General features: G+C 70.0%; 24 protein-coding genes. 17 read left to right on the plus strand and 7 right to left on the minus strand.

The features are described 5' to 3' along the window. Positions 1 to 3 precede the first annotated feature (3 nt). Positions 4 to 750: a hypothetical protein gene (locus tag O7546_RS10110; protein WP_281600777.1), complete on the minus strand. Its 747-nt coding sequence runs from the start codon at positions 748 to 750 to the stop codon at positions 4 to 6. A 3-nt stretch (positions 751 to 753) separates the two neighbouring features. Continuing rightward, entirely contained in the window at positions 754 to 1050 is a 297-nt protein-coding gene (locus O7546_RS10115) for a hypothetical protein (protein ID WP_281600778.1), read from the minus strand. Between the two features lie 162 nt (positions 1051 to 1212). On the opposite strand from O7546_RS10115, the gene O7546_RS10120 reads away from it, so the two are divergent. Further along, positions 1213 to 1797, plus strand: a complete 585-nt coding sequence (locus tag O7546_RS10120) for a hypothetical protein (protein ID WP_281600779.1) — start codon at positions 1213 to 1215, stop codon at positions 1795 to 1797. A 53-nt stretch (positions 1798 to 1850) separates the two neighbouring features. Continuing rightward, positions 1851 to 2852, plus strand: a complete 1002-nt coding sequence (locus O7546_RS10125; protein WP_281600780.1) for a C40 family peptidase — start codon at positions 1851 to 1853, stop codon at positions 2850 to 2852. 152 nt (positions 2853 to 3004) lie between these two features. Here the strand turns inward: O7546_RS10125 and O7546_RS10130 are convergent, their stop codons facing one another. The 5 genes from O7546_RS10130 to O7546_RS10150 all read right to left on the minus strand — a co-directional run bounded on the left by O7546_RS10130 (position 3005) and on the right by O7546_RS10150 (position 7276). Continuing rightward, positions 3005 to 3832, minus strand: a complete 828-nt coding sequence (locus O7546_RS10130) for a hypothetical protein (RefSeq protein ID WP_281600781.1) — start codon at positions 3830 to 3832, stop codon at positions 3005 to 3007. A 219-nt stretch (positions 3833 to 4051) separates the two neighbouring features. Then, positions 4052 to 4939, minus strand: a complete 888-nt coding sequence (locus tag O7546_RS10135) for an oxygenase MpaB family protein (RefSeq protein WP_281600782.1) — start codon at positions 4937 to 4939, stop codon at positions 4052 to 4054. Beyond that, positions 4936 to 6174: an MAB_1171c family putative transporter gene (locus tag O7546_RS10140; protein ID WP_281600783.1), complete on the minus strand. Its 1239-nt coding sequence runs from the start codon at positions 6172 to 6174 to the stop codon at positions 4936 to 4938. The genes O7546_RS10135 and O7546_RS10140 overlap by 4 nt, the downstream gene beginning before the upstream one ends. A gap of 5 nt (positions 6175 to 6179) precedes the next feature. Continuing rightward, positions 6180 to 6704, minus strand: coding sequence for an ImmA/IrrE family metallo-endopeptidase (locus O7546_RS10145; protein ID WP_036343520.1), 525 nt, complete (start codon positions 6702 to 6704; stop codon positions 6180 to 6182). A 50-nt stretch (positions 6705 to 6754) separates the two neighbouring features. Continuing rightward, complete coding sequence (locus tag O7546_RS10150) at positions 6755 to 7276, minus strand: hypothetical protein (RefSeq protein WP_209961267.1); 522 nt, start codon at positions 7274 to 7276, stop codon at positions 6755 to 6757. A gap of 396 nt (positions 7277 to 7672) precedes the next feature. On the opposite strand from O7546_RS10150, the gene O7546_RS10155 reads away from it, so the two are divergent. From O7546_RS10155 to O7546_RS10225, 15 genes are all read left to right on the plus strand, one after another. Next, on the plus strand, positions 7673 to 8260 hold the full coding sequence (locus tag O7546_RS10155; protein WP_281600784.1) for a hypothetical protein: 588 nt from the start codon (positions 7673 to 7675) through the stop codon (positions 8258 to 8260). Further along, entirely contained in the window at positions 8254 to 9129 is an 876-nt protein-coding gene (locus O7546_RS10160) for a hypothetical protein (RefSeq protein ID WP_281600785.1), read from the plus strand. The genes O7546_RS10155 and O7546_RS10160 overlap by 7 nt, the downstream gene beginning before the upstream one ends. Further along, positions 9126 to 9806 carry an SAF domain-containing protein gene (locus O7546_RS10165; RefSeq protein WP_281600786.1) on the plus strand — a complete coding sequence of 227 codons (681 nt, stop codon included), beginning with the start codon at positions 9126 to 9128 and terminating at the stop codon, positions 9804 to 9806. Before O7546_RS10160 ends, O7546_RS10165 begins: the two co-directional genes overlap by 4 nt. A gap of 1 nt (position 9807) precedes the next feature. Beyond that, on the plus strand, positions 9808 to 10614 hold the full coding sequence (locus O7546_RS10170; protein ID WP_281600787.1) for a ParA family protein: 807 nt from the start codon (positions 9808 to 9810) through the stop codon (positions 10612 to 10614). Continuing rightward, the gene (locus O7546_RS10175; RefSeq protein ID WP_281600788.1) at positions 10607 to 12115 is read left to right on the plus strand and encodes an ATPase, T2SS/T4P/T4SS family; all 1509 of its coding nucleotides are present in this window, start codon (positions 10607 to 10609) and stop codon (positions 12113 to 12115) included. Before O7546_RS10170 ends, O7546_RS10175 begins: the two co-directional genes overlap by 8 nt. Continuing rightward, positions 12112 to 13017, plus strand: a complete 906-nt coding sequence (locus tag O7546_RS10180; protein ID WP_281600789.1) for a type II secretion system F family protein — start codon at positions 12112 to 12114, stop codon at positions 13015 to 13017. Before O7546_RS10175 ends, O7546_RS10180 begins: the two co-directional genes overlap by 4 nt. Continuing rightward, positions 13014 to 13871: a type II secretion system F family protein gene (locus O7546_RS10185; protein WP_281600790.1), complete on the plus strand. Its 858-nt coding sequence runs from the start codon at positions 13014 to 13016 to the stop codon at positions 13869 to 13871. Before O7546_RS10180 ends, O7546_RS10185 begins: the two co-directional genes overlap by 4 nt. Before the next feature lie 31 nt (positions 13872 to 13902). Then, a complete protein-coding gene (locus O7546_RS10190) occupies positions 13903 to 14103 on the plus strand; it encodes a hypothetical protein (RefSeq protein WP_281600791.1) in 201 nt (66 codons plus the stop codon). Between the two features lie 83 nt (positions 14104 to 14186). Next, complete coding sequence (locus tag O7546_RS10195; RefSeq protein ID WP_281600792.1) at positions 14187 to 14528, plus strand: TadE family protein; 342 nt, start codon at positions 14187 to 14189, stop codon at positions 14526 to 14528. A gap of 44 nt (positions 14529 to 14572) precedes the next feature. Further along, positions 14573 to 14959 (plus strand): TadE/TadG family type IV pilus assembly protein, encoded by a 387-nt coding sequence (locus O7546_RS10200; RefSeq protein ID WP_281600793.1) that lies wholly within the window; start codon positions 14573 to 14575, stop codon positions 14957 to 14959. After that, on the plus strand, positions 14956 to 15378 hold the full coding sequence (locus O7546_RS10205; RefSeq protein ID WP_281600794.1) for a TadE/TadG family type IV pilus assembly protein: 423 nt from the start codon (positions 14956 to 14958) through the stop codon (positions 15376 to 15378). Before O7546_RS10200 ends, O7546_RS10205 begins: the two co-directional genes overlap by 4 nt. Positions 15379 to 15635: 257 nt before the next feature. Next, entirely contained in the window at positions 15636 to 18800 is a 3165-nt protein-coding gene (locus O7546_RS10210; protein ID WP_281600795.1) for a LysM peptidoglycan-binding domain-containing protein, read from the plus strand. Between the two features lie 78 nt (positions 18801 to 18878). Further along, the gene (locus O7546_RS10215; RefSeq protein WP_281600796.1) at positions 18879 to 19259 is read left to right on the plus strand and encodes a hypothetical protein; all 381 of its coding nucleotides are present in this window, start codon (positions 18879 to 18881) and stop codon (positions 19257 to 19259) included. Then, positions 19256 to 20620, plus strand: coding sequence for a hypothetical protein (locus O7546_RS10220; RefSeq protein ID WP_281600797.1), 1365 nt, complete (start codon positions 19256 to 19258; stop codon positions 20618 to 20620). Before O7546_RS10215 ends, O7546_RS10220 begins: the two co-directional genes overlap by 4 nt. Positions 20621 to 20821: 201 nt before the next feature. Continuing rightward, on the plus strand, positions 20822 to 22315 hold the full coding sequence (locus tag O7546_RS10225; protein ID WP_281600798.1) for a hypothetical protein: 1494 nt from the start codon (positions 20822 to 20824) through the stop codon (positions 22313 to 22315). Positions 22316 to 22318: the final 3 nt, after the last annotated feature.

The raw sequence follows: 22318 nt of genomic DNA on the forward strand, positions 1-22318 counted from the left end.
AGGTCACCTACCTACGCTGAAGGGAAGGAACGTCGCTGTATCGGCGTCCGAGGCCGCCATCACGGTCTGCTCGAACGTCCCGCCAGCAGGCGCCAGCAGCGCCCAGTCGGAGCCGGTCCACCGCACGCGCACCTCAGCGACCACCAGCAGGGGTACGCCGTTGGCGCCCGGCGCCTCGGTCAGCAGCCGCACGGCCGCCTCGTCATCGCGGTAGCTGACGATGCGGTAGCCCCGCAGGATGGCGTTCAAGCGTCCGAGAGGTTGCCCGCCCAGTTGTGCGCGGAGCTCCTCGTACGCCTGCGCGACCTGGACCCGCATCGCGGCCGCATCGGGCCCGACCACCTGGTCGCGCAGCGTCGGTTCGAAGACGGTCGGGCCGACCTGTGGGTTGATGCGTACGACGATGTGCACGGCGGCGAGCAGCGCACCGGCCTGGTCGTGCGCGAACCCGCGCGCCTGACCTCCGCCGGTGATGCGAGGACCGGTGCGGCTTGACACGGGCAGCGAGATACCCGCGACGTCGACCCACTTGAGATCACTAAAACCCTGCGTTTCGCTACCGGAGGTCGCGCTGGTGACGGCGAAGGTCGACATCGCGGAACCCGAGGGTGAGTCGGCAGGCCGGTCCGGGGCGGTAGTGGCCATCACGGCTGCGGCCACGGCAGCGGTGAGTGCCACGGCGGTCAGACAGATTGTGGTGAGCCGGCGGCGCGTGGCGCGGCGGGCGCGGTCGATGACGTCGTAGGTCATGGCTCAGCCCGGGATAACCGTGCCGACTACGACCGCGGCGACCGCCCCGCACGTCAACCCCGCCAGCACCCACGGGATGCCGGCGGCGCCGTCGGCAGCGAATGCCGACCGGTTGCGTCGACCGACGGCCATCATGATCCCGCAGATGAGCAGGCCACCGACGCCCGCCATGATGAGGATCCACTTCATCCAGCCGATGAACATGTTGCCGGCGCTCTCCAGACCCGGGGGAGGGAGAGGAGCCGGAGTCGGAGCGGCCAACAGCTCGGCCGCGACGCCGGCGAGGTGGTGAGCAAGCACAGCAATCTCCTGACGGTCAGGACACCCGGGCGGGCGTCTGCCACGACCCTGGCTAGGAGCTGCTGACGGCAGAGTTGATGCCGGAGTGGCCTTCTCCGCTACCGCTGCTGCTTGCAGCCGACGGCAGCGGTAACGGCCCCGACGGCCCGACAGGGTCGTGCCATGAATGCGCCACAACGAGTCGCGGCGGCAGTGATGATGGCGCTGGCCGTTACCGGCTGCGCTGCCAAGACCGAGCCGACACCGCCCGAACCGAGCGCTGGCGGAGGCTCGTCCGTTCCCGTGCCGACCATCGTGGCGGTCCCGGTGCCGCCGCCCACGCAGCCCGGCTTCTGGTATGTAGACCCGGGCCAGGTGTGCCAACGGTTCGTAATGTCCCTCTACAGCGCCGACACCCGCCGCGACGCGCGGCCGGGCGACGCCTACCGGCGGGCCATGCGATTCGCCAGCGGCACCCTGGTCGGCCAGAGCGCCGCAGCCGACCACGACGGCCGTTGGGCGACCTGGACCGCTCACCGCGCCTACATCCAGGCCCTCGTGACGCCCTTCGCCGACGTGCCACCGGCGGCCGCGGGCGGGATCACCGCTCGGCGGGCCTGCCCGGTGAATGCGCCCCAGGTGGGAGAACGTGGCTGGCGCAGTCGGACCGAACACAGCGTCGTCTACTGCGACCTGCGCCGCGGCGGCGCTGTCGGTCCAGGCTGGCGAGTCACCAGCTACGAGATCCGCCTGGCCGGCCTGCGATGACCCGCCGTTGGCTGATCGTTGTGGGCGGACTCGTTGCTGTTGTGCTGGCATCGATGGCGCTGGTCGTAATGGTCCCAGTCTCGATCCTGAGCGCAGACCGCGCAATGGCCTGCACCATCAGCCCACCCAGCGCCTCGCCCGGTGCGACAGCCACGCCGCCGGTCTGGCCCGAGCAGGGCTCGTGGACCTCCGAGCAGGTCGGCAATGCCGCCGCCATCGTCGCCGTCGGCGCTGAGCTAAATGTGCCGCGCTACGGCTGGGAAATCGCCGTCGCCACCGCGATGCAGGAATCCACCCTGCGTAACCTCGGCCACCTCGGCGCGGAAAACGACCACGACTCACTCGGCCTGTTCCAGCAGCGTCCCAGCCAGGGCTGGGGGACACCCGAGCAGATCCTGAATCCGCGATACGCCAGCCGGAAGTTCTACGAGCGCCTGCTCGACATCGACGGCTGGCAGACCATGCCCCTCACCCAGGCTGCGCAAGCGGTGCAGCGTTCGGCGTTTCCCGATGCGTACGCGAGATGGCAGTCAGAGGCCGAGCATCTCGTTGCGGCGATCAGCGACGGCCTGGACATCGTCTGTACCAGTGACGGCGGTGACGGGATGCCGCCGATGGACGACGAGGGTCTTCCCGAGGGCTTCATACTGCCGGCAGACCCGCAACTCCGGGCCGTTGTCGCGTTCGCGCTGGCCCAGCGAGGCAAGCCATACGTCTGGGGTACCGAAGGACCCGAAAGCTACGACTGCTCGGGCCTGATGATGGCCGCCTGGGCCAAGGGGGGAGTACGGATCCCTCGGGTGACCGCCGACCAGGTGCACACTGGCGTCGCTGTCCCTTCGCTGGCTGTGATGCAGCCCGGTGATCTGATTTTCATCCCGGGCTCCGACGGCACGATGTCTCGGCCCGGCCATGTCGGGATGTACATCGGCGCTGACCGGAGCGGTCGGCAGTATCTCGTTCAGGCACCGAAGACCGGCGACGTCGTGAAGGTGATTGCCGTCAGCGGCTGGAGCCGACAGGTCGCTGCTATCCGCAGGCCGCTACAACAGTAGTGCCTTCTGCCGCCAGCGTGTGCCACTCAATTCGATCGACGACGTGGATTCGTTGTTCTACTTGAGATGGTGATTCGGTCGGCCTCCATGCCGAAGGGTGGAGACTGCTGCCCGGCGTCGTCTCGGATCGCGGATTTGCAGGCTGGTGGCGATCACTTATTGAGGTTGAATGGATCTAGCCCTTGCACCCATCTTTCAGTTACAGGGTTCCAGTCCCATTCCTTGCCATATTCGGCTGTGAACTGACCACTCTCGTCGGACAGCCATCGAAAAGGCTGCTGTTGGCTGCCCCATCTAATGGTTTCTGGCTTGCTGTTCACGATGGCCTCGACTACGAGGCGTCCTTCGTAAAGGAAGCCATCCATTGATTTGACCATAACCGCCGCGTTCGAAAAACCTGCATCTCCCTGTCCTAGCGTGAGGGAGCCCGGCGGCATCTCTGTGACCTCGTCGCTCTCGAACGGCTGAAAGGTCGTGCGCTGGGCGGCGGTGTCGACGTAGACATTAACTCCGGCATTCGAGCCGCCGCCGTAGAGGCACTTGATTGTCGTGCCCGGCGTCGCCGGTGTCCGCTTGAATATCTCTACTCTGACATCCTTAACCACCACCAAATCGTCGTGGCCAGCCGTCATTCCGATCTCGAAAATGGGGCTCGTCATGTAAATCCGAGAATCGCCCGCTAGCCAGTCTCGCCATTCGTCACAATGCCCTTGTGTGGCTTCGACTGGGTAGGCTGGCGGCACCGGAAGCTGATCCGGTGGGCCAGCAAAAAAGGCCGTGACAATCTTGTGGCTTTCCAGGGTGACGTTACCGAACGATCTGGCTTTCGGCGGGCAGACGATAGTGTTGCCAGTGCCTTGGCCGATGCAGTTATCGTTGCCAGTGATCTCCTGATTTTGCACCACTGTGCTATTGGATGGCGCAGTGGATTGTTTGTCCGTGTTGCATGCCGCTGCTATGCCGATGACGCTCACGATCACGCCAGCTAAGCCGACCAAGGCGCCAACTCCTTGCCACCATCCCCGGCTCAGGTTAAGCCGCGAGCTCTTCCTGGGGGATGCCCCGGCCTCAGCCATCTCGGCCGATTCGATGCCGTCCGGTGGGGAAACGCTCTGAGACAAGCCGCCACACTCCAAGTTACTTCGCCTGTGCAGAGGGTTTCAGGATTGTCTTGGTTCTACATCGACCGAAGGTGCCGCTCAAGAGGCCTGATCATCGGTGGGTGTAGTCCAACGAAACGTAGGGTGGACTGGGCCAAGTTGCCCGATCTCATACCCGTTGGGATAGCTCTTGGTCGCGATTCCATTGGTGAAGAGCCCTTCCGCTCGAGGCTTGCCAAACCAGCGCTGGAGCCAGGAGCGCCCCTTCAGTGCGACGGCTAGGCCAACCTTGACTGGCCAGGAGGGTGCAGCTACCTGGATTGCCTCCCGCAGGCGTACGTCGTACATCGCACTGACCAGCTCGTTGCCCAGCGGCGCGAGAAGCCGGGGGATCCGGCCGAGCAGCAGCGACCGGGTCGCCCGCTCGATCGCTGCAGCGTCGTCGTTGGGCGTTAGGTGGTCAGCGTCGTACGCATCGAACCAGACTTCGAGCTCCTCATAGGAGCCGGGGATGTCGGTGATCCCCATTCGCCGGCCCAACTCCCGGTAGAACAGGAAGGTCGCCCGCCGCTCGTGGCAGCAGGGCGGACGCCAGCCGTACCGTTCGAGCCACCGCGTTGGAATGACCACCAGGCAGCCGAGGACGTAGAGATAGTCCTCGTTGGGGATGTCGTACGGGCGGTGGATCTGGTTGACCCGGCGCAGCGCCTCCCGACCACGCGGCTGGTCGAAGCCGTTGAGCACCATCTCGTACATCAACAGGCCGGTGTCGTCGATGCGCTTCTGGGTGCGCTCGGTCAGCTCACCGGTGGCGGTGTGCACCGCGGCAATGGCCGGAATGGAGAACGACCGGTTGAACGCCAGGTTCAGCCCCAGCTTCATGTCCCACGGGAACTCCAACCGCAGCATCGTCTGGTAGATCTCCAGCCAGTCGCGCTCGGGGTCCAGCGTGCGGATGTGGGCCAGGTTGGCGTAGCGCTTTCTCATCGTGGGGCTTCTCCAACCCGGGAGGTCGGGGCACCCTGAGCGGCCGCAAGCCGGGCCGCGACGAGCGTCCGGGCCACCACGGGAGAACGGGTGTAGGCGGTGGTGACCTGGGCCAACCATCCGATCTCGCCGGCGTAGCCGCCTTCCGGGCGGTACAGCTCGTCTGCCGGCTGGGGGACCGCGGCCACGAGCCCGGCCCGGTGTCGACGTAGGGCGCAGGCGAGGTGCGCGGCCTCGACGTTGGCCCGCTGCTCGTCGGCGCTCAGGCCGGCCTGCTCGGCGAACTGCTCGGCCAGCTCCGTCACCTTGACGTCCATGTACGGGCGAAGGGCCAGGCGGCTGTCGCGGATCTCGGCCACCCGGCGGGTCAGGGCGTAGTCGATGTCGCGGACGGCGCCGAGCGGTCGGCGCAGGCTGGGGTCGAGTTCGAGTTCCGGCAGGGCGGCGACGAGGTCCAGCCAGAGCGGTTCGAGCTGCCGGTAGGCGCGGTAGTCGTCCCAGCGTCGGGTGATGGTGAAGATCGGGCCCCACGCCGGCATGGTCAAGCCGATCATCATGAGTAGCGCGCCGATGGTGACTAGGACGGAGGCGATCTCCCGCTCGCCGGCCGGCTGGTAACCGAGCCAGTAGGCGACGAGGTAGACGATCTTGTTGGTGCTGTAGAGCAGCGCGAACGCGGCGCCGACCGCGGTGAGGCGGAGACCGCGGCGCAACCACGGCCGCCCGCAGATGCGGGCGAATCGCCAGCACAGCCGGGCGATGTCAGTGCAGTAGGCGAAGAAGCCGACCAGCATGAAGATCAGCAGGTACGCGGTGACGGCGGGATCCCGCGCGTACTCGACGGTCAGGAGCACCGGCTTGTCGTAGGTGAGCGTGTAGGTGAACAGGGCGACCATGGCGAGGAAGGCGCTGCCGGTGACCCACACCCAGATCCGGCTGCGGGCTGCTGCCTTCGCCTGCGGTAGGGACAGGTGAAGGAGCATGTTCTCGGCGCTCGCGGCGATTGTCATGGCGCAGCCGTGAGACATGACCTTGGCCAGGTTCGACAATCCGGACGCCGAGTCGATGCCCGCCGCGATGGGCGGGATGGCGAGCGTGATCCCGGCGGCGAAGGCACCGAGCGCCACGCAGATCGCGCCTCGGACCTGGCTCGGCTGGCGTCGCTGGAGCCGCAGCATGTAGCCGAAGGCGAGCCAGCCGGCGGCCGCGCACAGCGTGTACAGGATGGTGTCCATCTCGGCTACCAGTCAGGGTGTTCCAGCGAGTGCCGCAACCGGCCGTACAGCTCGGTGTGCCGGCTGTCCAGCGGCGAGTCCTGCTCGACCATCCGGCCGGCGCGTGCCCGTCGCAGCAGCAGCGAGCCGATCATCTCGGCCTCGCGCTCCTCGGCGGCCGCGTAGTTGCTCCGGCCGAGGCTGCGCTGGACCAGTTGCGGGTCCAGATCGGGCAGGAGCAGCCGGGAGGCTTCCGGATCCAGGATCTCGGTCGTCTGGTGGCCGGCGAGCAGATGCCCCAATTCGTGACCGATGATTAGCAGTTGATGCAGGGGAGAGGTGTCCTGCTCGAAGAAGATGGCGTCGAACTCGCCGGTCGGTACGCACATGCCGCAGACCGTGAGGGCGGGGAGCCGGATCGGCACCAGATGGATGGGTCGGCCACGCCGCTCTCCGAGCAGGTCGCACAGCCGCTGGATGTCGAACGGCTTCGGTATCTCCACCTCCGCGGCTATCTGCTCGCAGCGCTTGCGTAGTCGGTGCAACTTCACGTCTGGTTTCCCCCGCTCGTCGGCGTACTGCCACCGAAGGATCAACACGGCTATCTGCGACCGTCTGGCGCGGTGTTGGTCTCGTCCGGGCCGGCCGCTTCGGCGACGGCGCGCAGTCGGGCGACCATCTGCTCGATGAGCTGCGTGTCCCGCGCTGACAATCCGTTGTCGGCGAGTACCTGGCGCAGCGCCACCTGCTTGACGTCCATCCGACGCAGCTCGCTGAGCAGCGTGATCTGTTCTTGTATCCGTCGTGCCGCCGCGTCGTCGACGAAGTAGCCGGAGCTCACGCCAAAGGCGGCGGCCAGGGCGCGGACGTGGGAGGTGCGGGGGTCGCTGGCCACGCCGCGGCGCAACTCTCCGATGTAGGCCGCGCTGATCGAGACACCGGTCTCGGCCGCAGTCGCGTTGATCTTGTCGGCGATCTCCTTGTTGGTGTACCGGCGGTCGGGCTCGTCGGACTCGCCGAGTTCCTCAGGGGTCGGCCGAATCCGGTCGAACAGGTACTCCAGCCGGGCGGCCAGGGTGTCGAGGGATGGCAGCTCCTGCTCCACATGCCGATCGTCGACCATGACTCATCACCCTCCAGCGACTAAACGACAGTGTCGCAGATGCAAGCGCCAACAAAACAGATGTTGACACATGCACGGAACGTGAGCGTATGCTCGCTCCTGTTTGGAGCAACGGGCGTTGAGCCACGATGCAATTCGCTCAACACCCGTTGTGTTGGCTGGTCAAGGCGACAGTTGGCCAGCCTATGGGGGAGTCTATCGATGTCCGGAGCGAACTTTTCCCGGCACCGACGCTCGGAGGGGGACGCTGGGCTGCTCGGACCGGTCAATGTTCCGGGCCGGGCATCCCAGAGTCAGTCGCCGCGCTCGCGGCAAGGAGCCGCTCCTCCGCACCTGCCGGCAGCGTGGCCGCGACAGGAGCCCGAGCCGCGTCCGTCACCAACGGGAGGCATCACGTTGACTGCAACGGTAAGCAGGATCCGGCGGGCTGACGTCCGCGTTACCGCCTGGCTCGCCGTCATCGTCGTTGCCGGCCTGGCTGGCTGCGGTAACGACGACCCGGCCGCGACGCCGAGTCCCACGACGGCAACGTCGTCTGCCGCGCCCTCTTCGACGGCCGACGCCGAGAACACCGCAGCCAGTGCTGCCGCGCTGGCGGCCTACCGGAACTACGTTCGGGCCTACGTCACCGCGTCGAACAAGGGTGACTACAACGCCAAGCTCGACAGGTTCGTGGCCGACCCGGCGTTGCCGACCGTGCGCCAGGACCTGCTGATCAAGTTCCAGCAGGGACTCGTCACGGAAGGCGAACCGTTCTCGACGCCTGCGGTGCGCAGTGTCGACACGAGCCGCCGCCCCTTCACCGCCGAGATCGAGGACTGCTTCGACACCGGCACGTGGGACGTGGTCTCCAAGAAGACCGGCAAATCGGTACGGACCGAAGGTCAGGCCACGAGGTACGTGGTGACCGCCAAGGCGGAGTTGTTCGACGACGGCCAGTGGCGCATCCGGGAGGTCAACGCCCAACGGGAACGGCCATGCTGACCCGGAGGATCGTGGCCCTGCTCCTGACGGTCGGCGCCGGCGCGCTGCTGGCGCCCGACGTCGCTCACGCCGACTACGAGCACTGCGACGCGCTGGGCAACTGCTACTGGGTGGTGGAGAAGCCGGGCACCGGAGGCGGCGGTAACGACGGCGGTGGTGACAGCGGCGGCGGCGCCGGGCAGGGCTGCCGCTACGAGGGACAGACCGTGCCGTGCGTGGTCGACAGCTTCGGGGTGTGGGACGGGTCCTGCTACGTCAGGCGGATTCCGCCACCACCCGACGGTCGGACCGATGGCTACTGGAGCATCCGCACCTGTGGTGTCTACGGCGGCATCGCCTCGCAGACGACGGCCTGGTCGCCGGAGCCGCCCGCCGGCATCCTGCCCAGCTACCAGGAGCTGACGCAGCGAGCCATCGCCCAGATGAACCTCGACGGTCCCGACATCGGGATCGCCCCGCGCACCGACGGCGCCGGCCTCGTCGGACTGCCGATCTGGCTCTGGAACCGGGTGAGCCCGAGCACCTGGGGACCCGTCACCCGGACGGCCGCAGTGCCGGGACGGTCGGTCACCGCCACCGCGCGGGCGCAGATGGTCGTGTGGGACATGGGTGACGGTCAGTCCGTCACCTGCACCAAGCCCGGCACCCCGTACCGGCCTTCGTTCGGCAACAGGCGGTCGCCGGACTGTGGATACGACGGCTACCGCCAGCCGAGCAGCACCTTCGCGGGCGGCCGCTACACCGTCACGGCCACAACGACGTGGCTTGTCACCTGGAGCAGTGGGGGCGGCAACGCCGGCTCCCAGTCCATCGACCTGTCCTCCACCATCACGATCGACATCGACGAACTGCAGGTGATCACGTCATGACCAGTGCGCCGCCCAAGGCCGGACGCACCGCCTCGCCGGTCGCTGCCCCGTATGCCGTCCCCCGCGTCGCGCCACAACGTCGGTGGCGGCCGGCGCTGGTCTGGCTGGCCGTGGCGCTGGTCGCCGCCGGCGGGCTGATCGCGGTCACCGTGCTGCGCAAGGTCGGCACCACCGCGGAGTACCTGGCGGTGAGCACGACGGTGGAGATCGGCTCGGCCATCCAGCGGTCCGACCTGAGCACCGTGCGGATCACCGGCGACCCGACGCTCAAGCCGATCGAGGCGAGCGCCGCCGACCAGGTCGTCGGCAAGTTCGCGGCGGTCGCACTGGTCCCCGGCACGTTGCTGACGCGGGCCCAGCTCACCGATCGAGCCGTACCCGGCGAGGGCAAGCAGCTCGTGGGTCTCAGTCTGCCGCCGGAGCGGCTACCTGCCGGCCGCGTCCGGCCCGGCGCCGCGGTGCTGCTCGTCGTGACCGCCGACAGCGGCCCGGTCCCGAGCCAGCAGCCAAGCACCACGGCGCCGATCAGCATCACCGCCACCGTCGTGGACGTGCGCACCGGCGCCAAGGAAGGCACGACGCTGCTCAACGTCGCGGTGGCGGAACGCGATGGACCGCTCGTCGCCTCCCGCGCGGCGGCCGGCCGGATCGTTGTCGCCCTGACTACGGGGAACTGACATGGCGATCATTGTGATGGTCTCGGCCAAGGGTTCGCCCGGCGTCACCACCACGGCGCTCGCCTGCACGCTGGCCTGGAGCGAACGCACCGTGCTGGCCGAGTGCGATCCGGCCGGCGGCAGCGTGCTGAGTGGCTACCTCTCCCGTCTCGAGATCCCACCCGTCGGCCTGCTGCCGCTCGCAGCTGCGGCCCTCCGCAACCAGCTCGCCGAGACGTTCGCCCACCAGCTCGTCGACCTCGACGCACGGGATCCGGGCCGGCGACTCCTCCTGCCCGGCATCAACGACGCGGTACAGGCCGGAACGCTGCGACCCACCTGGGAAATGCTGAGCGTGTACTTCGCCGAGCTGGAACGCGGCGAGCCGGGCTACGACGTCATCGCCGACTGCGGGCGGCTGGCCACGAACGCGCCGCCATGGCCGCTGCTGTTCCGCGCCGACCTCGTGCTGCTCGTCGTACGTGTGGCGACCCTGCGCACCATCGCGCCCGCCGCCGGCGCGGCGGAAATGCTGCGGCGGGAGCTGACCCAGCACGGCCAGGGCACCGGAGCGCTCGCCCTGGCGCTGATCGGTGACGGCCCCTACGGCCGCCGGGAGATCGAGCAGCGGCTGCAACTGCCGACGGTGGTCGAGCTACCCGACGACCGGCGTACCGCTGAGGTGCTGAGCGACGGCGGCGGCCGACTGCGCGGTAGCCAGCAGCTGCTGCGCGCCTCCGCCAGCGCCGAGCCGGCCGTACGCGAGGCGATCGCGCGGCGGCGCGTACACCTGGCCCCGACTGCATCGAGGGGGAGTGGCCGTGCCTGACGAGCGTCGACACGGCGGCCCGACCTGGCCGGCAGCGGCCGACCGTGTCACCGCGAACGGCCACCGCTGGCCGACCAACGGCACGGCCCCGGAAGCACCGCGGCCGCCGGCCGTCGACCAGCCACAAACCATCGACTACGCGGCGGTGCGACTGCTGCGCGCCCGGGTCAGCGCGGAACTGACCGCGGCGCTCTGGGAGACGCCAAACGTCTCCACCGAGCACCGCCAGGCCGAGGCGGAGCGCATCGCCGCCCGTCTCGTCCGGGAGCACGTGGACACGCTGCACCAGGCCGGCCAGCCGATCTCGCAGGCGCAGGAGCACGCGCTGCTCGACGCGGTCGCCGCCGACATGTTCGGCCTGGGCCGACTCCAACAGCTGCTCGACCGACCGGACATCGTGAACATCCACATCCTCGGCTGCGACAACGTCCGGATCGAGCACACCGACGGGCGGATCACGGTCGGCGAGCCGGTCGCGGAGACCGACAAGGAACTCGTCGACATGTTCCAGGTCCTGGCCATGCGCGCCGGCGCGACCGAGCGCTCGCTGTCCTCGACCAAGCCGTGGCTGGACATGCAGCTGCCCGATGGCAGTCGGCTCACCGTCCTCATGCAGGTGTCGGTCCGCCCCTATGCGGCCATCCGTCGCCACACGCTGATGGACGTCAGCTTGGAGTACCTCCGCGACCGGTACGGCGCCCTCGACGACCTGATCTGCCAGTTCCTCAAGGCGGCCATGGCAGCTGGCCTCAACATCATGGTCGCCGGGCTGGCCGACGCCGGAAAGACCACCCTGCTGCGCGGCCTGGCCCGGGAGATCCCCGACCGCGAGCAGTTCGTCACCCTGGAGGAGTCTCGCGAGCTCGGCCTGCACACCACCGGACGGCACCGCTGGGCGATGAGCCTCGAATCCCGGGAGGGCCACGGCTCCCGAGGCGCCGACGGCCGCCCCGCCGGCGAGGTCACGATCATGGACATGATCCCGCTGACGCTGCGGATGTCCGTACAACGGATCATCGTCGGCGAGGTCCGCTCCCGGGAGATCGTGCCGATGCTGCAGGCCATGGCCACCAGCAAGGGCAGCCTCTGCACCATCCACGCCCGGCACCCCCGCGCCGTGATGGACCGCGTCATCGAGCTGGCCCTGCAGCACGGGCCGGAGATGACCGCCGAGCTGGCGCGGCGGATGGCCGCCGGCGCCATCGACCTGATCGTGTACGTCAGCGTCGAGGACGAAACCAAGCTCGGCGGGCGCAAGCACCGGTACGTCTCGGAGGTGCTCGAGGTGGGCGGGATGAGCGGCGACCAGCTCGTCACCACCCAGATCTTCGGTCCGGGCCCGGACGGGCGGGGCGTGCCCCGACACCTGCCGGAACGGCTGCGGGAACCGCTGCTGCGGGTCGGCTACGACCCTCGCCATCTCAGCGGCTACATCCAGCAGGGCGAGCACAACCACGGTGCCTGGACCAGCCGGCTCGACACCCTGGCGAGGCGGCCATGAGCCCGCTGGACCTCGCCGCCGTGCTGGCGGGCATGCTCGCCGTCTCCGGCGCGGTCGTCGGCGTCCTCGGCGTCGTGGGCACCACCCGGGCACCGCGACCGCCGTCGGCACTGCACCAGCAGGCGGGCCGCTGGTGGACCGGGTCCGGGCGCACCCGCCGGGAACAACGCGCCCACCAGATCAAGGTGGTGACGGCCGTCGTTGCTGGCGCGCTGACCTGGCTGCTGACCGGCTGGCCCGCCGCCGGCGTAATCATCGGCGTCGCTGTTCCCGGCGTACCGTGGCTGTTCGCCGCGGGTCGTGCCGAGAAGCAGGCCGTCGCCCGCCTGGAGGCGGTCGAGGCCTGGACCCGCCGCTTGGCCGACATCGTGGCCCGCGGCATCGGCCTGCAGCAGGCCGTCGTCGCGACCGCTGCGACCGCGCCGCAGCTTATCGAGCAGGAGGTACGCGACCTGGCCGCGCGCCTGCAGGGCAGCGGCGACCCGATCGCCGCGCTGCAACAGATGGCCGACGACCTCAACGACTACACCGCCGACCAGGTCATCGCGCCGCTGATGCTCCACGTCACCGACCGGGGCGAGGGCCTGCACGAAGTGTTGAACGCGATCAGCCGGTCGATCGCCGCCGAGATCGAGATGCGCTCGACCGTCGACGCCAAGCGCGAGGGCCCACGCTTCGCCGTTCGCTTCCTGACCGGCATGACCATCCTCGTGCTGGCGTACGGGGTGATCAACCCGCACTACCTCCAGCCCTACGGCAGCGTGCTCGGCCAGCTTGTGCTGCTGTTCCTCGCCGGCCTGTACGTCGTGCTCATGACCTCGGTACGCAAGCTCAGCCTGCCGCCCCGGCGGGAGCGGCTGCTCCCGCCGGCCGAGGTCCAGACGCTCGGAGCGATGGCATGACCAACGGCTACGTCACCGCCATGGTCATCGCCGGCGCGATGGCCGGCCTCGGGGTGTTCCTACTGGTCGTGCAACTGATCCCCGCCCCGCCGGCACTCGGCCCGGCGCTCCGACGCCTCCAGCCACTCACCACCGCGAGCACCCCGCCAGCCGGCGTCAGCTGGCTCCGGCGCCGGTTCACCGTGCCGCACGCCGACCTGCGGCTACTGGGTCGCAGCACCGACCAGTACTTCCTCACGCTCGGGCTGTCGGCGCTGTTCTGTCTCATTCTGCCGGCACTCATCACCATCGCGGTCGCGGCGCTCCGCGTACCGATTCCGGTCGTCATCCCCGCCGGCGGGACCGTCGCCGCCGCGCTGGCCGGCGCGGCGCTTGCCCACCGGGAGGTCATCGCCAAGGCCGCCGTCGCCCGGGCCGAGTTCAGCCGCGCCATGTGCACCTACCTGGACCTCGCCGCCCACCAGGTCCTCGGCGGCCACGGTCCGGTCGAGTCGCTCGACCGCGCCGCCAGCGTCTGCCACGGCTGGGTCTTCGCCCGAATCCGGGAGGCCTTGCTCAGCGCCCAGCTGCAACTCCGGCCGCCGTGGGACGAGCTGAAGGCCCTCGGCCGGGACATCGAGGTGATCGAGCTCGGTGACCTGGCCGACATCATGCGTACCGCCGGCAGCGAAGGCGCCAGCGTCCACCAGACGCTGCGCGCCCGAGCCGACTCGATGCGGGACCGGATCCGCACCGAGGCACTCGCCCAAGCGGAGCTGCGCACCAACAAGCTCGACATCCCCGCCGCCGCGCTGATCCTCGTGCTCCTCGTCCTCATCGGCTACCCGTTCATGGCCCGCCTGTTCGTCCGCTGACCCCGGCACCACCCACACGGAGGGAACCGCCATGCACACCATCCACGACGTCCTCGCGCACCTGGCCACGAACTGGCAGCGCATGACCGATCCGGCCGAAGCCGAGCGGGGCGACAGCCCGGTCGGCACGGCCGTCATCACCGCGATCCTCGTCGCGGGCGCCGTTGTCGTCTCCGGGGCGATCGTTGCCGTCGCCAACGGCTGGGTCGCGCTCATCCCGACGCAGCCGTGACGCAGCCCCTGGCCACCGCCCGTCCGCGTCCCACCCGGCGCGGGCGGGCCGTCCGGTGGCGCCATGACCGGGGTAGCTCACCGGTGGAGTTCGCCGTCATCGCGCTGCCGATGCTCCTGCTGACCTTCGCCGTCGTGCAGACCGGGCTGGTCTACTTCGCCCAGTCGATCGCGCTGGGCGCAGCCACCCAGGGCGTGAACGCCGCACGGGGTTACCAGTCGACTGCCGCGGCCGGTGAGGCACGTGCCGCCGCCTTCCTCTCGACCGCCGGCGCGGGCCTGGACAACCAACAGGTCGTCGCCACCCGCACCGGGTCGGAGGTGCGGGTCACCGTCACCGGTAAGGCGATCACCGTGTTTCCCGGGCTCAACTGGACGATCAGCAAGACCGCGCACGGTCCTGTCGAGCGGCCGACCGCGCCATGAGCACCCGGCGGAACCGCGCGCAGCGCGGCTCGGTGAGCATCGAGATGGCCGTGGTCGCACCGGCCATCCTGGCGCTGTTCGCCGGCGCCGTCATCGGCGGTCGGGTCAACATCGCCCGCCAGGCGCTCGAAGCAGCCGCGTACGACGCCGCACGCACCGCGTCGCTGGCACGTACCGCCGGCGATGCGAACGAGCAGGCGTCGGCCGCCGCCGACTCGACGCTCGATGCCCAGGGGTTGAGCTGTACCAGCCTGGAGGTCACCATCTCGACCGCCGGTTTTGACGTGCCGGTCGGGCAGGCCGCCACAGTCACCGCCACGGTCAGCTGCACCGCGACGTTCTCGGATGTGGCGCTGCCCGGCATGCCCGGCACCGTGCCACTCGAGGCCTCCTTCACCAGCCCGCTCGACACGTACCGGAGCAGAACGTGACCGCCCTCCGCCGACGCCTGCGCGGCGACGACGGCCGGGTCACGGTCTGGTTCGCCGTCCTCGTGCCCGCCTTTCTCGCCCTGATCGGCCTCGTCGTCGACGGCGGCGCCAAGGTGCGGGCCTACCAGCGCGCCGACAACATCGCCGCCGAGGCGGCCCGCGCCGGTGGGCAGGCGATCAAGGCCGGCCAGGCCATCGACGGCGGCACGAAGGAGATCGAGGCATCGGTCGCCGCCGGCGCCGTGCAGACGTACCTCGACGACCTCGACGGGGTCACCGGCTCGGTCACCGTCGACGGCGCCCAACAGCTCACCGTGACCGTCACGGTCGCCTACAACCCGATTCTGCTCGACCTGTTCGCCGGGGGAGCAGGCACGACCGTGACCGGTCGCGCGACCGCCATGTTGATCGCGCAGTAGCAGCCCGCGAAGGAGTAACAGTGGCACCCACCGCACCCGCCACCGGCCGCGGCCGACAGTTGGTCGCCGGCGTTGGCGCCCTCGCCGTGGTTGCGGTGACCGCTGCCCTGCCCGCGCTGCTCGTCTGGGCCGCCGGCAACCCGCTGCCCCGCCTGGGCACGTGGCTCTCGACGCTCACGAACGATCCGCGCGCTGCCGCCGAGCAGATCTGGCAGGCGCTCAGCAGCCGGGACGACGGGGACCTGTTCCTGCAGACGTTGACGCTGGTCGGCTGGGCCGCGGTGCTCCTGGCGGCGTGGACCTGGGTTACGTTCCTCGTGGCCCTGGTCGTGGAGACCGTCGCGCAACTGCGTGGACGCCGGCGCGGCCAGGTGCCGCGCAACGCCGCTCGGATCCCTGGGGCGCGGTTCCAGCAACGCGCGGCTGCCGCGTTGATTGCGGCCATTCTCGGCGCGGTCGCCGCGCCGGCCCTGGCCTCCGCCGCAGCGCCGGCTGCCCTCACCGCCCCGGCGGTTGCCGCACCCCGCTCCGACAACGCGGCGGCAAACCCCGCCGCGCCGGCAGACGCCCCGACCACAATCGGGTACGTCGAGCATCCGGTCGAGCGCGGGGAGAGCCTTCTCGACATCGCCGAGGCCTACAACATGCCCTGGCAACGTCTCGCCGAGGCCAACCACGGCCTCGCGCAGCCGGATGGCCGGAGCCTCCAGACTGGCAACACCCGGGTGTACGCCGGCTGGACGCTTCGGATCCCCGTCGTCGCATCCCCGGTGGCCAGGACCATGCAGGCACCCGATCGGCTGGTCTACGAGGTGGCGCGCGGCGACTGGCTGGCCGGTGTCGCCGAGCGCTTCCTCGGTGACGCCGACCGCTACCCCGAGCTGGTGGCCATCAACGCCGATCTTGAGCGGCGTGACTACCGGTTCCCGGACCACATCGAGCGCGGGTGGCGCATCACCCTGCCGTCTGGTGCGCGCGACCATGGCGCCGGCGACCACGCCCGGGGCCGTATAATTGCCGGTAGCCGCACCCAGCCGGCTCCGAGCGCTCCCGGAACTGGCGGCGAGCCGGCACCTGGCGTTCCGGAGGCTGGCGATGAGCCCACCGCGCCTCGTCCGCCGGACCGCGACGGAAGCGAACCGGTACCGCCAGCTCCACCCGCGCCGGCTCGGCCGAGCGATACTCCGATGCCGACGGCTTCAGCAAGCTCGCCTTCGACGACCGCGTCTCCAAGCGACGACTCAGGGACCGCAGATCCGGCCCGCGAGCGCGGTCCGGCGGGCGAGGACAGCGACAGCGACGCCATCGTGTTGGGATCGCTCGCTGGGGCGGGCCTGCTCTCCGCGCTGCTGCTAACCGCGGTGCTCCGCCGTCGACGCCGCCAACGGCAGCACCGCCTTCCCGGCCGCCGGCTGCCGCACCCTCGCCGCGGCGCCACGGAACGCGTCCTGCGCGTGGCCGAGCAACCCGCCGACGTCGACCGGCTCGACCTCGCCCTGCGCGGCCTCGCCGCGGCGCTGGCGGAGCGGGAACAGCCGGTGCCGGACATCGTCGCCGCCTGGATCGTCGACCAGGCCGTCACGCTCGTGCTCACCGAGCCCTGCCCGCAGCCACCCGTACCGTGGACCGAGGACGGCGCGCAGTGGACCCTGCCCGGGGACGCAGTCGTGCCGGCCGTCACCGAGCAGCTCGCGCCACTGCCCACCCTCGTCGCGGTCGGATCGCAACCCGGCCGGCACCTACTGCTGGACCTCGAACGGCTCGGCGACCTGACCATCGCCGGCGGCCGCGAGCGGACCGGCGCCCTGCTGCGTTACCTGGCATGCGAACTGGCCTGCAACGCCTGGTCCGACGACGTCGACGTCATCGTCGCCGGCTTTCCCGCGACGGAGACCGAACTGCTCGTCGCGCTCAACCCGGGCCGGGTGCGCGCGTCGTCGTCGGTCAGAGAGGCCGTCGCGCGGCTGCGGCGCCGGGCCGCAGCAGTGTCGGCCGGCCTGAACGCGTCCGCAGCGCCCGACACCCTCGCCGGGCGCCTCACCGACGTCGGCGAGGCATGGGCGCCTCAGGTGCTGTTCGTCGCCGAGCCGGACGAAGACGACCTCAGCGTGCTCCACAACCTCGGCGAGGAGCTGCGGGACGCCGGGAGGTGCGCCGTCGCCGTCGTCAGCTCGGCCACCGCCCATGCCGATTCCGGCCCGAACACCGTCGTCCTGGACGAGGACGGCCTGCTCCACCTCGCGCTGCCGTACCTCCAGGTGGAGAGCGCTGCGGCCGGACTACCCGTACGCGAGCTCGAACCGCTCGTCGAGATTATGGCGCAGGCACGGGCCACGACTGATGAGCCGACTCCGCCGGCCGCCGAGCCAGAGGAGTGGGCGGAGGGAACGGATGCCGCCGGCGCATTGCTCGACCTGCTAACCGGCGGCGAGGTGTCCACCCCGACGAACGGCACTCAGGCATCGCCGCCAGCGGACCCCATCGTCGCCATCCCTCGTGTCGAGCAGACTCTTGCCAACGCTGCCGCTCCGGCTCGCGAGGTCACGGCGGCGATCCGGCAACGCCGCCGCCAGACCGACCCGCATCTCGACGCCGATCTGCGGTCCTGGCGGGAGCACGACCCGACCCTTCCGCGCATCAGCGTGCTCGGGCCGGTAGACGTCCACGCACCCGGTCCGGTCCCCGACCAGCGTCGACGCTTCCACGCCGAACTCATCGTCTACCTCGCCCAGCGTGGCAACCGCGGAGCCTCGGCCGAGCAGCTCACCGACGCGCTGTGGCCCGACCAGCAGGTCAAGGACGCCAGCCGACGGGTGGCCATCACCCGGGCTCGCCGCTGGCTCGGCGAATCGCCGGACGGCACCGCGTGGCTGCCCGAGATGGGCTCCGACCGGCTCTACCGACTGCGGACCGGCTACCTGCTGGACTGGCACCTGTTCCGCCGACTGCGCAGCCGAGGTGAGAGCCGCGGAGCCGCCGGGGCAAAGGATCTGCGCGCCGCGTTGGAGCTCGTCCGTGGCGCACCGCTCGACGGCGCCGAGCGCGCATACGCCACCGGCACCCGCAACCCATTCACCTGGCTGCCCGAGTCCGACATCTACCCTGGCCACCTCACCTCCGCGATCGTGGACACCGCCCACGAACTCGCCGAGCTGTACCTCGACGCCGGCGACCCCACCGGCGCGCGCTGGGCCGTGCAGCAGGCCTGGCTGGCCGACCCGGAGCGCGGCGACGACGGGCCGTGGCACGACATCATGCGAGCCGCCCACTCCGAGGGACACACCGCTGAGCTGCGGAACCTGCTCGGAGAGCTGATGCGGGTACGCGAGGCCGAGGTGCCCGAGGACCTGACTCCTGCCACGTACGCCCTGCTGCGCGAGCTTCTGCCAGATCTGCTTACGGCCAGCACCAGCAGCGGATGACACGAGGCTTGGAAACGACCCCATCTGACCGACCGATTGGAGTGGACGACCTTGCTGACATCGAATCAAGCCCACGGCATGGACTACATCGAGGCGACCAAGGTGGTGTGCGCCGACAGTGCGGACGCCTGGGACGACACCACCGCAGCCGGTGCCGTCCAGCTTGCGATCGAGGCATGGAAGGGCCTCTCCGGGACCGACCTCGCCTGGGATCGCTTCGGCCTGGAGATGCTCGACATCCGTGCACGGCTCTACGCCGACCACGATGACGTGGTGGTCGACGCCGCGGCACCGACGCGCGACGACGTCGAAACCCGCCACGCCGTCGCGACGCTGGTGGAGCACCTTGCCCGCTATCACGAACGCCTCGCTGCCAGGGACGACGATGATCTCGCCCGACGGCTCGACCACGATGCCGCCGCCCAGCAGCTGCGACGCGCGGCGGCGGCCCTGGCATGACGATCGGCCACTGGCACAGCAGGGCCGACCGGGCACTGCGTGCGGCGACCACGGCAACGCGTCAGCAACCGCCGGGTTCCGCAGCAGACATCAACGCGGTGGTCAACGCCCGGTCCGCTGTCTACGCGCAGCTGATCCGGGCAACCGAGCTGCTGGCCGGTGGCCGTCCGGCCGTGGAGAGACTGGATCGGGCCGGTGCCACAGCACTGATGGCCAGGCGCGGACAGCGACTGACCCAGTTCTACGCGGGCCTCCGCGCTGCCGCACTTGTCGACCGGCGGTTTCCACCGTCCGGCAGCTGGGTGAGCGCTGAACCGGCGCGGTCTCTACGTCGTGCCGCGGACGCCGTCGGCGTGATCGGTGACATCCTCGCCTGCCACGTTCCCCCAGGGCAGCGGCCTCCGACCCCGGAGGGGTTCGCGATCCGGCGAGGAGGCGGAGTCCCGGCGGGCCTCGCTGACATCGCCAGGCTTACGTCGAGCCTCGTCGTGCTCGACATGGCGTTGCCCGGGTGGCTCGACCACGGACAAGGTCATCTGACCGAGATCTACCGCCCGGTGGCGGAGGCCGCCCGGTGGACGGCGAACAGTGATCTCGGCCGGACAGCGCGAGATCTGATCGTTGCAGGTAAAGGGCAGTCGTCCCTGCATGGACTCGACATCGCCCGTTCACCGCTGGATCCGGCACCCGACGTCCGTACCGTCGACGACGCGGTCGCGGCCGTGGCGGCAGCGCGCAGCTGGCTGTGGCAGTACCCGGAGCAACTCACCGGAGTCCATCTGCAGCTCGGCACTCAACTCGGCCTGGCCGCGCACGTCGCCGTCAGCGATGAGGCCCCGGCGAAGGTGGGCGGGTGGCGGCGCGCGGCCATCGCCGCTGCCGAGTTGCGGGCCACGCCACCGGTCGGTCTGGCCCGCGATGCTGCCGGGGAATTGACGGAGGCGCTGCGGTGGATGCGGTCGCACCTGGCGGACGGATCCGACGGGAAAGCCCGGGACCTCGGGCGCCTGAACTCCGAGCTGCCGTTCCTGGCTGCGACCCTGCACAGAGGGCTGTCCGCAGCGGTGCGCCGTGGCGATCTGTTCGTCAAGGCTGAGGGCGCCCTGACGCGTCCGGCCGGCTCACTGGTCTTCCATGCCGTGGAGCGGTGGCGACCCGCCAGGAGCCACGATGACGTGGTCCAGGATCTCGGCCGAGGGCTGTTGGAGCGTCGTGACCTGGACAACGTCAGCGAACTCGGGAAAGCTGCGGCGCGTGCTTTTCCTCGCCCGCCCCGCCCTCGGTCACCGATGGCGCAGGCGCCGCCCAACCTGCCGACGGCCGAAGTGGCGCCAGGTCGCGCCTGTGGACGATCACGCTGATCCCGGCCGGTAGATGACGACGCCTGCCGCTGCTCTCTGGATTGGATCGACTACTGTAGGCTCTCGTCATCTCGGGGGAGGGCGCTCAGTGGTGCAACTTCATCTCGTGCCGCAGCCGTGCTTCGCGGGCGATCTGCTCTGGTCCGTCGCTGCGGCGGGGCCGGAGCGTACGCCTTCCCGTAGGGGCTGAGGGGGACGGCGATGGCAGGTACGTGGGAGCAGTGCGTTCGTGAGGTGACGCTGTCGGCGGACCCGGACCTGGTCGGTGAGGTGGGCATCGGCTGGAACAACCTCTCCACCACCCTCGGATATCTGCGGGACGCGCTGGTCGGTCGTTCCTTCGTCGGCCCGATCGCGCCGGGCGTCGCTCGTCCGCACACCGACGGCCTGCCGGGAATGCTCGCCGGCTGGACCGGCAGCGGCGGCGACGCGTACCGCGAGCATCTGAGCGACATCGGCCGCAGCATCGAGGAGCTGACCACCACCGCGAGCAACGTCGGCGGCGCGCTGTCGCGGATCGGGGATGACATCCGCAAGGCGGTCGCGAGTATTCCGATTCCGCTGGTGGACGACTTCGGCGTCAACGAGTGGAGCCTGCCCAACGGCGGCGAACTCGACGACGCCAACGACGGCGAGAACGCGTCGGCCTTCCTGGCCGCGCTGCGTGCCGACTACCGGAGTGACCCGTCGTCGTACGCCGACGGCGCGTTCCGCGAGAAGGCCGACGACCTGGAGGCAACCATGAAGGTCGACGGCCAGGCCAGTGACCAGAAGCGGGGTGGCCTGTGGGACACCAGTTCCCACCTCAACAACTGGTATCGGGACAACCAGCAGGTGGCCATCAGCGCCATGGCCCCGCTGGCTCAGGCGTTGGAGACCGAGCGGCCGCGGCTCGGTGTACCAGAGGCCGACGACAGCGGCAGCTCTGATGGCTACCGTCCTCGAATCCCTCCGTCCGGACATACCCCGACCGGCCTGGACGGCGTCTACGGCGGTGGCGACTCCGCCATCGGAGGCGTATCCGGTTCCGGCGGCAGCGCTGCCATCGGCAGCAGCACGGGCTTGGGCGGTAGCGGCTCTTCCAGTGGTAACTCAACCTCCGTGGCAGTCCCGTCGACCGCCGGCAGGCTCGGTAACGACCTCATTGGCAGGGCAGACTCGTACCTCCCGCCATTGCCGCGCGACGACGGCCCGGCAGCGGATCTCGGCCTCGGCACCAGCTTGGCAGGTGCCCCCGGTCCGACCACGGTGGGCGGAGGCCTCGGCGGTGCGGCGAGCGTGGGGCTGGGCAGCCAGAGTCCGCTCGGCGGCGGTGCGGGCTTCGGGCTCAGCGCGCCGAGCGCCGCGGGAGGCGTTGGCCTCGGTGCCGGGGGTGGGATCGGCGCGGGTGGCACTCTCGTCGGCGGGGGGGTCAACCCGGTCGGCGTTCCGGGGATGGTCGGCGGTGGTAACGGCCGGGTGCCGCCGATGACCAGCGCCGCCAACGCGCTGCGCAACGCCACCGGCGCCGGTCGCGCCGGCACCGCCGCGGCCAGTTCGCGTGGCAGCGCCGGCGGGATGATCGGCGGCTCCGGTGCGGCCGGACGCGGTGGTGGCAGCGAGTACGACGAGCCCGGTCCGGAGTCGTCATGGTTGACTGAGGACGACGATCCGTGGGGCCGTGATGACACCGGTTCCCCCGGCATTCTGCGATGAGGA

This window comes from Micromonospora sp. WMMA1976, from assembly GCF_027497335.1.
GTDB classification, from domain to species: Bacteria; Actinomycetota; Actinomycetes; order Mycobacteriales; family Micromonosporaceae; genus Micromonospora; species Micromonospora aurantiaca.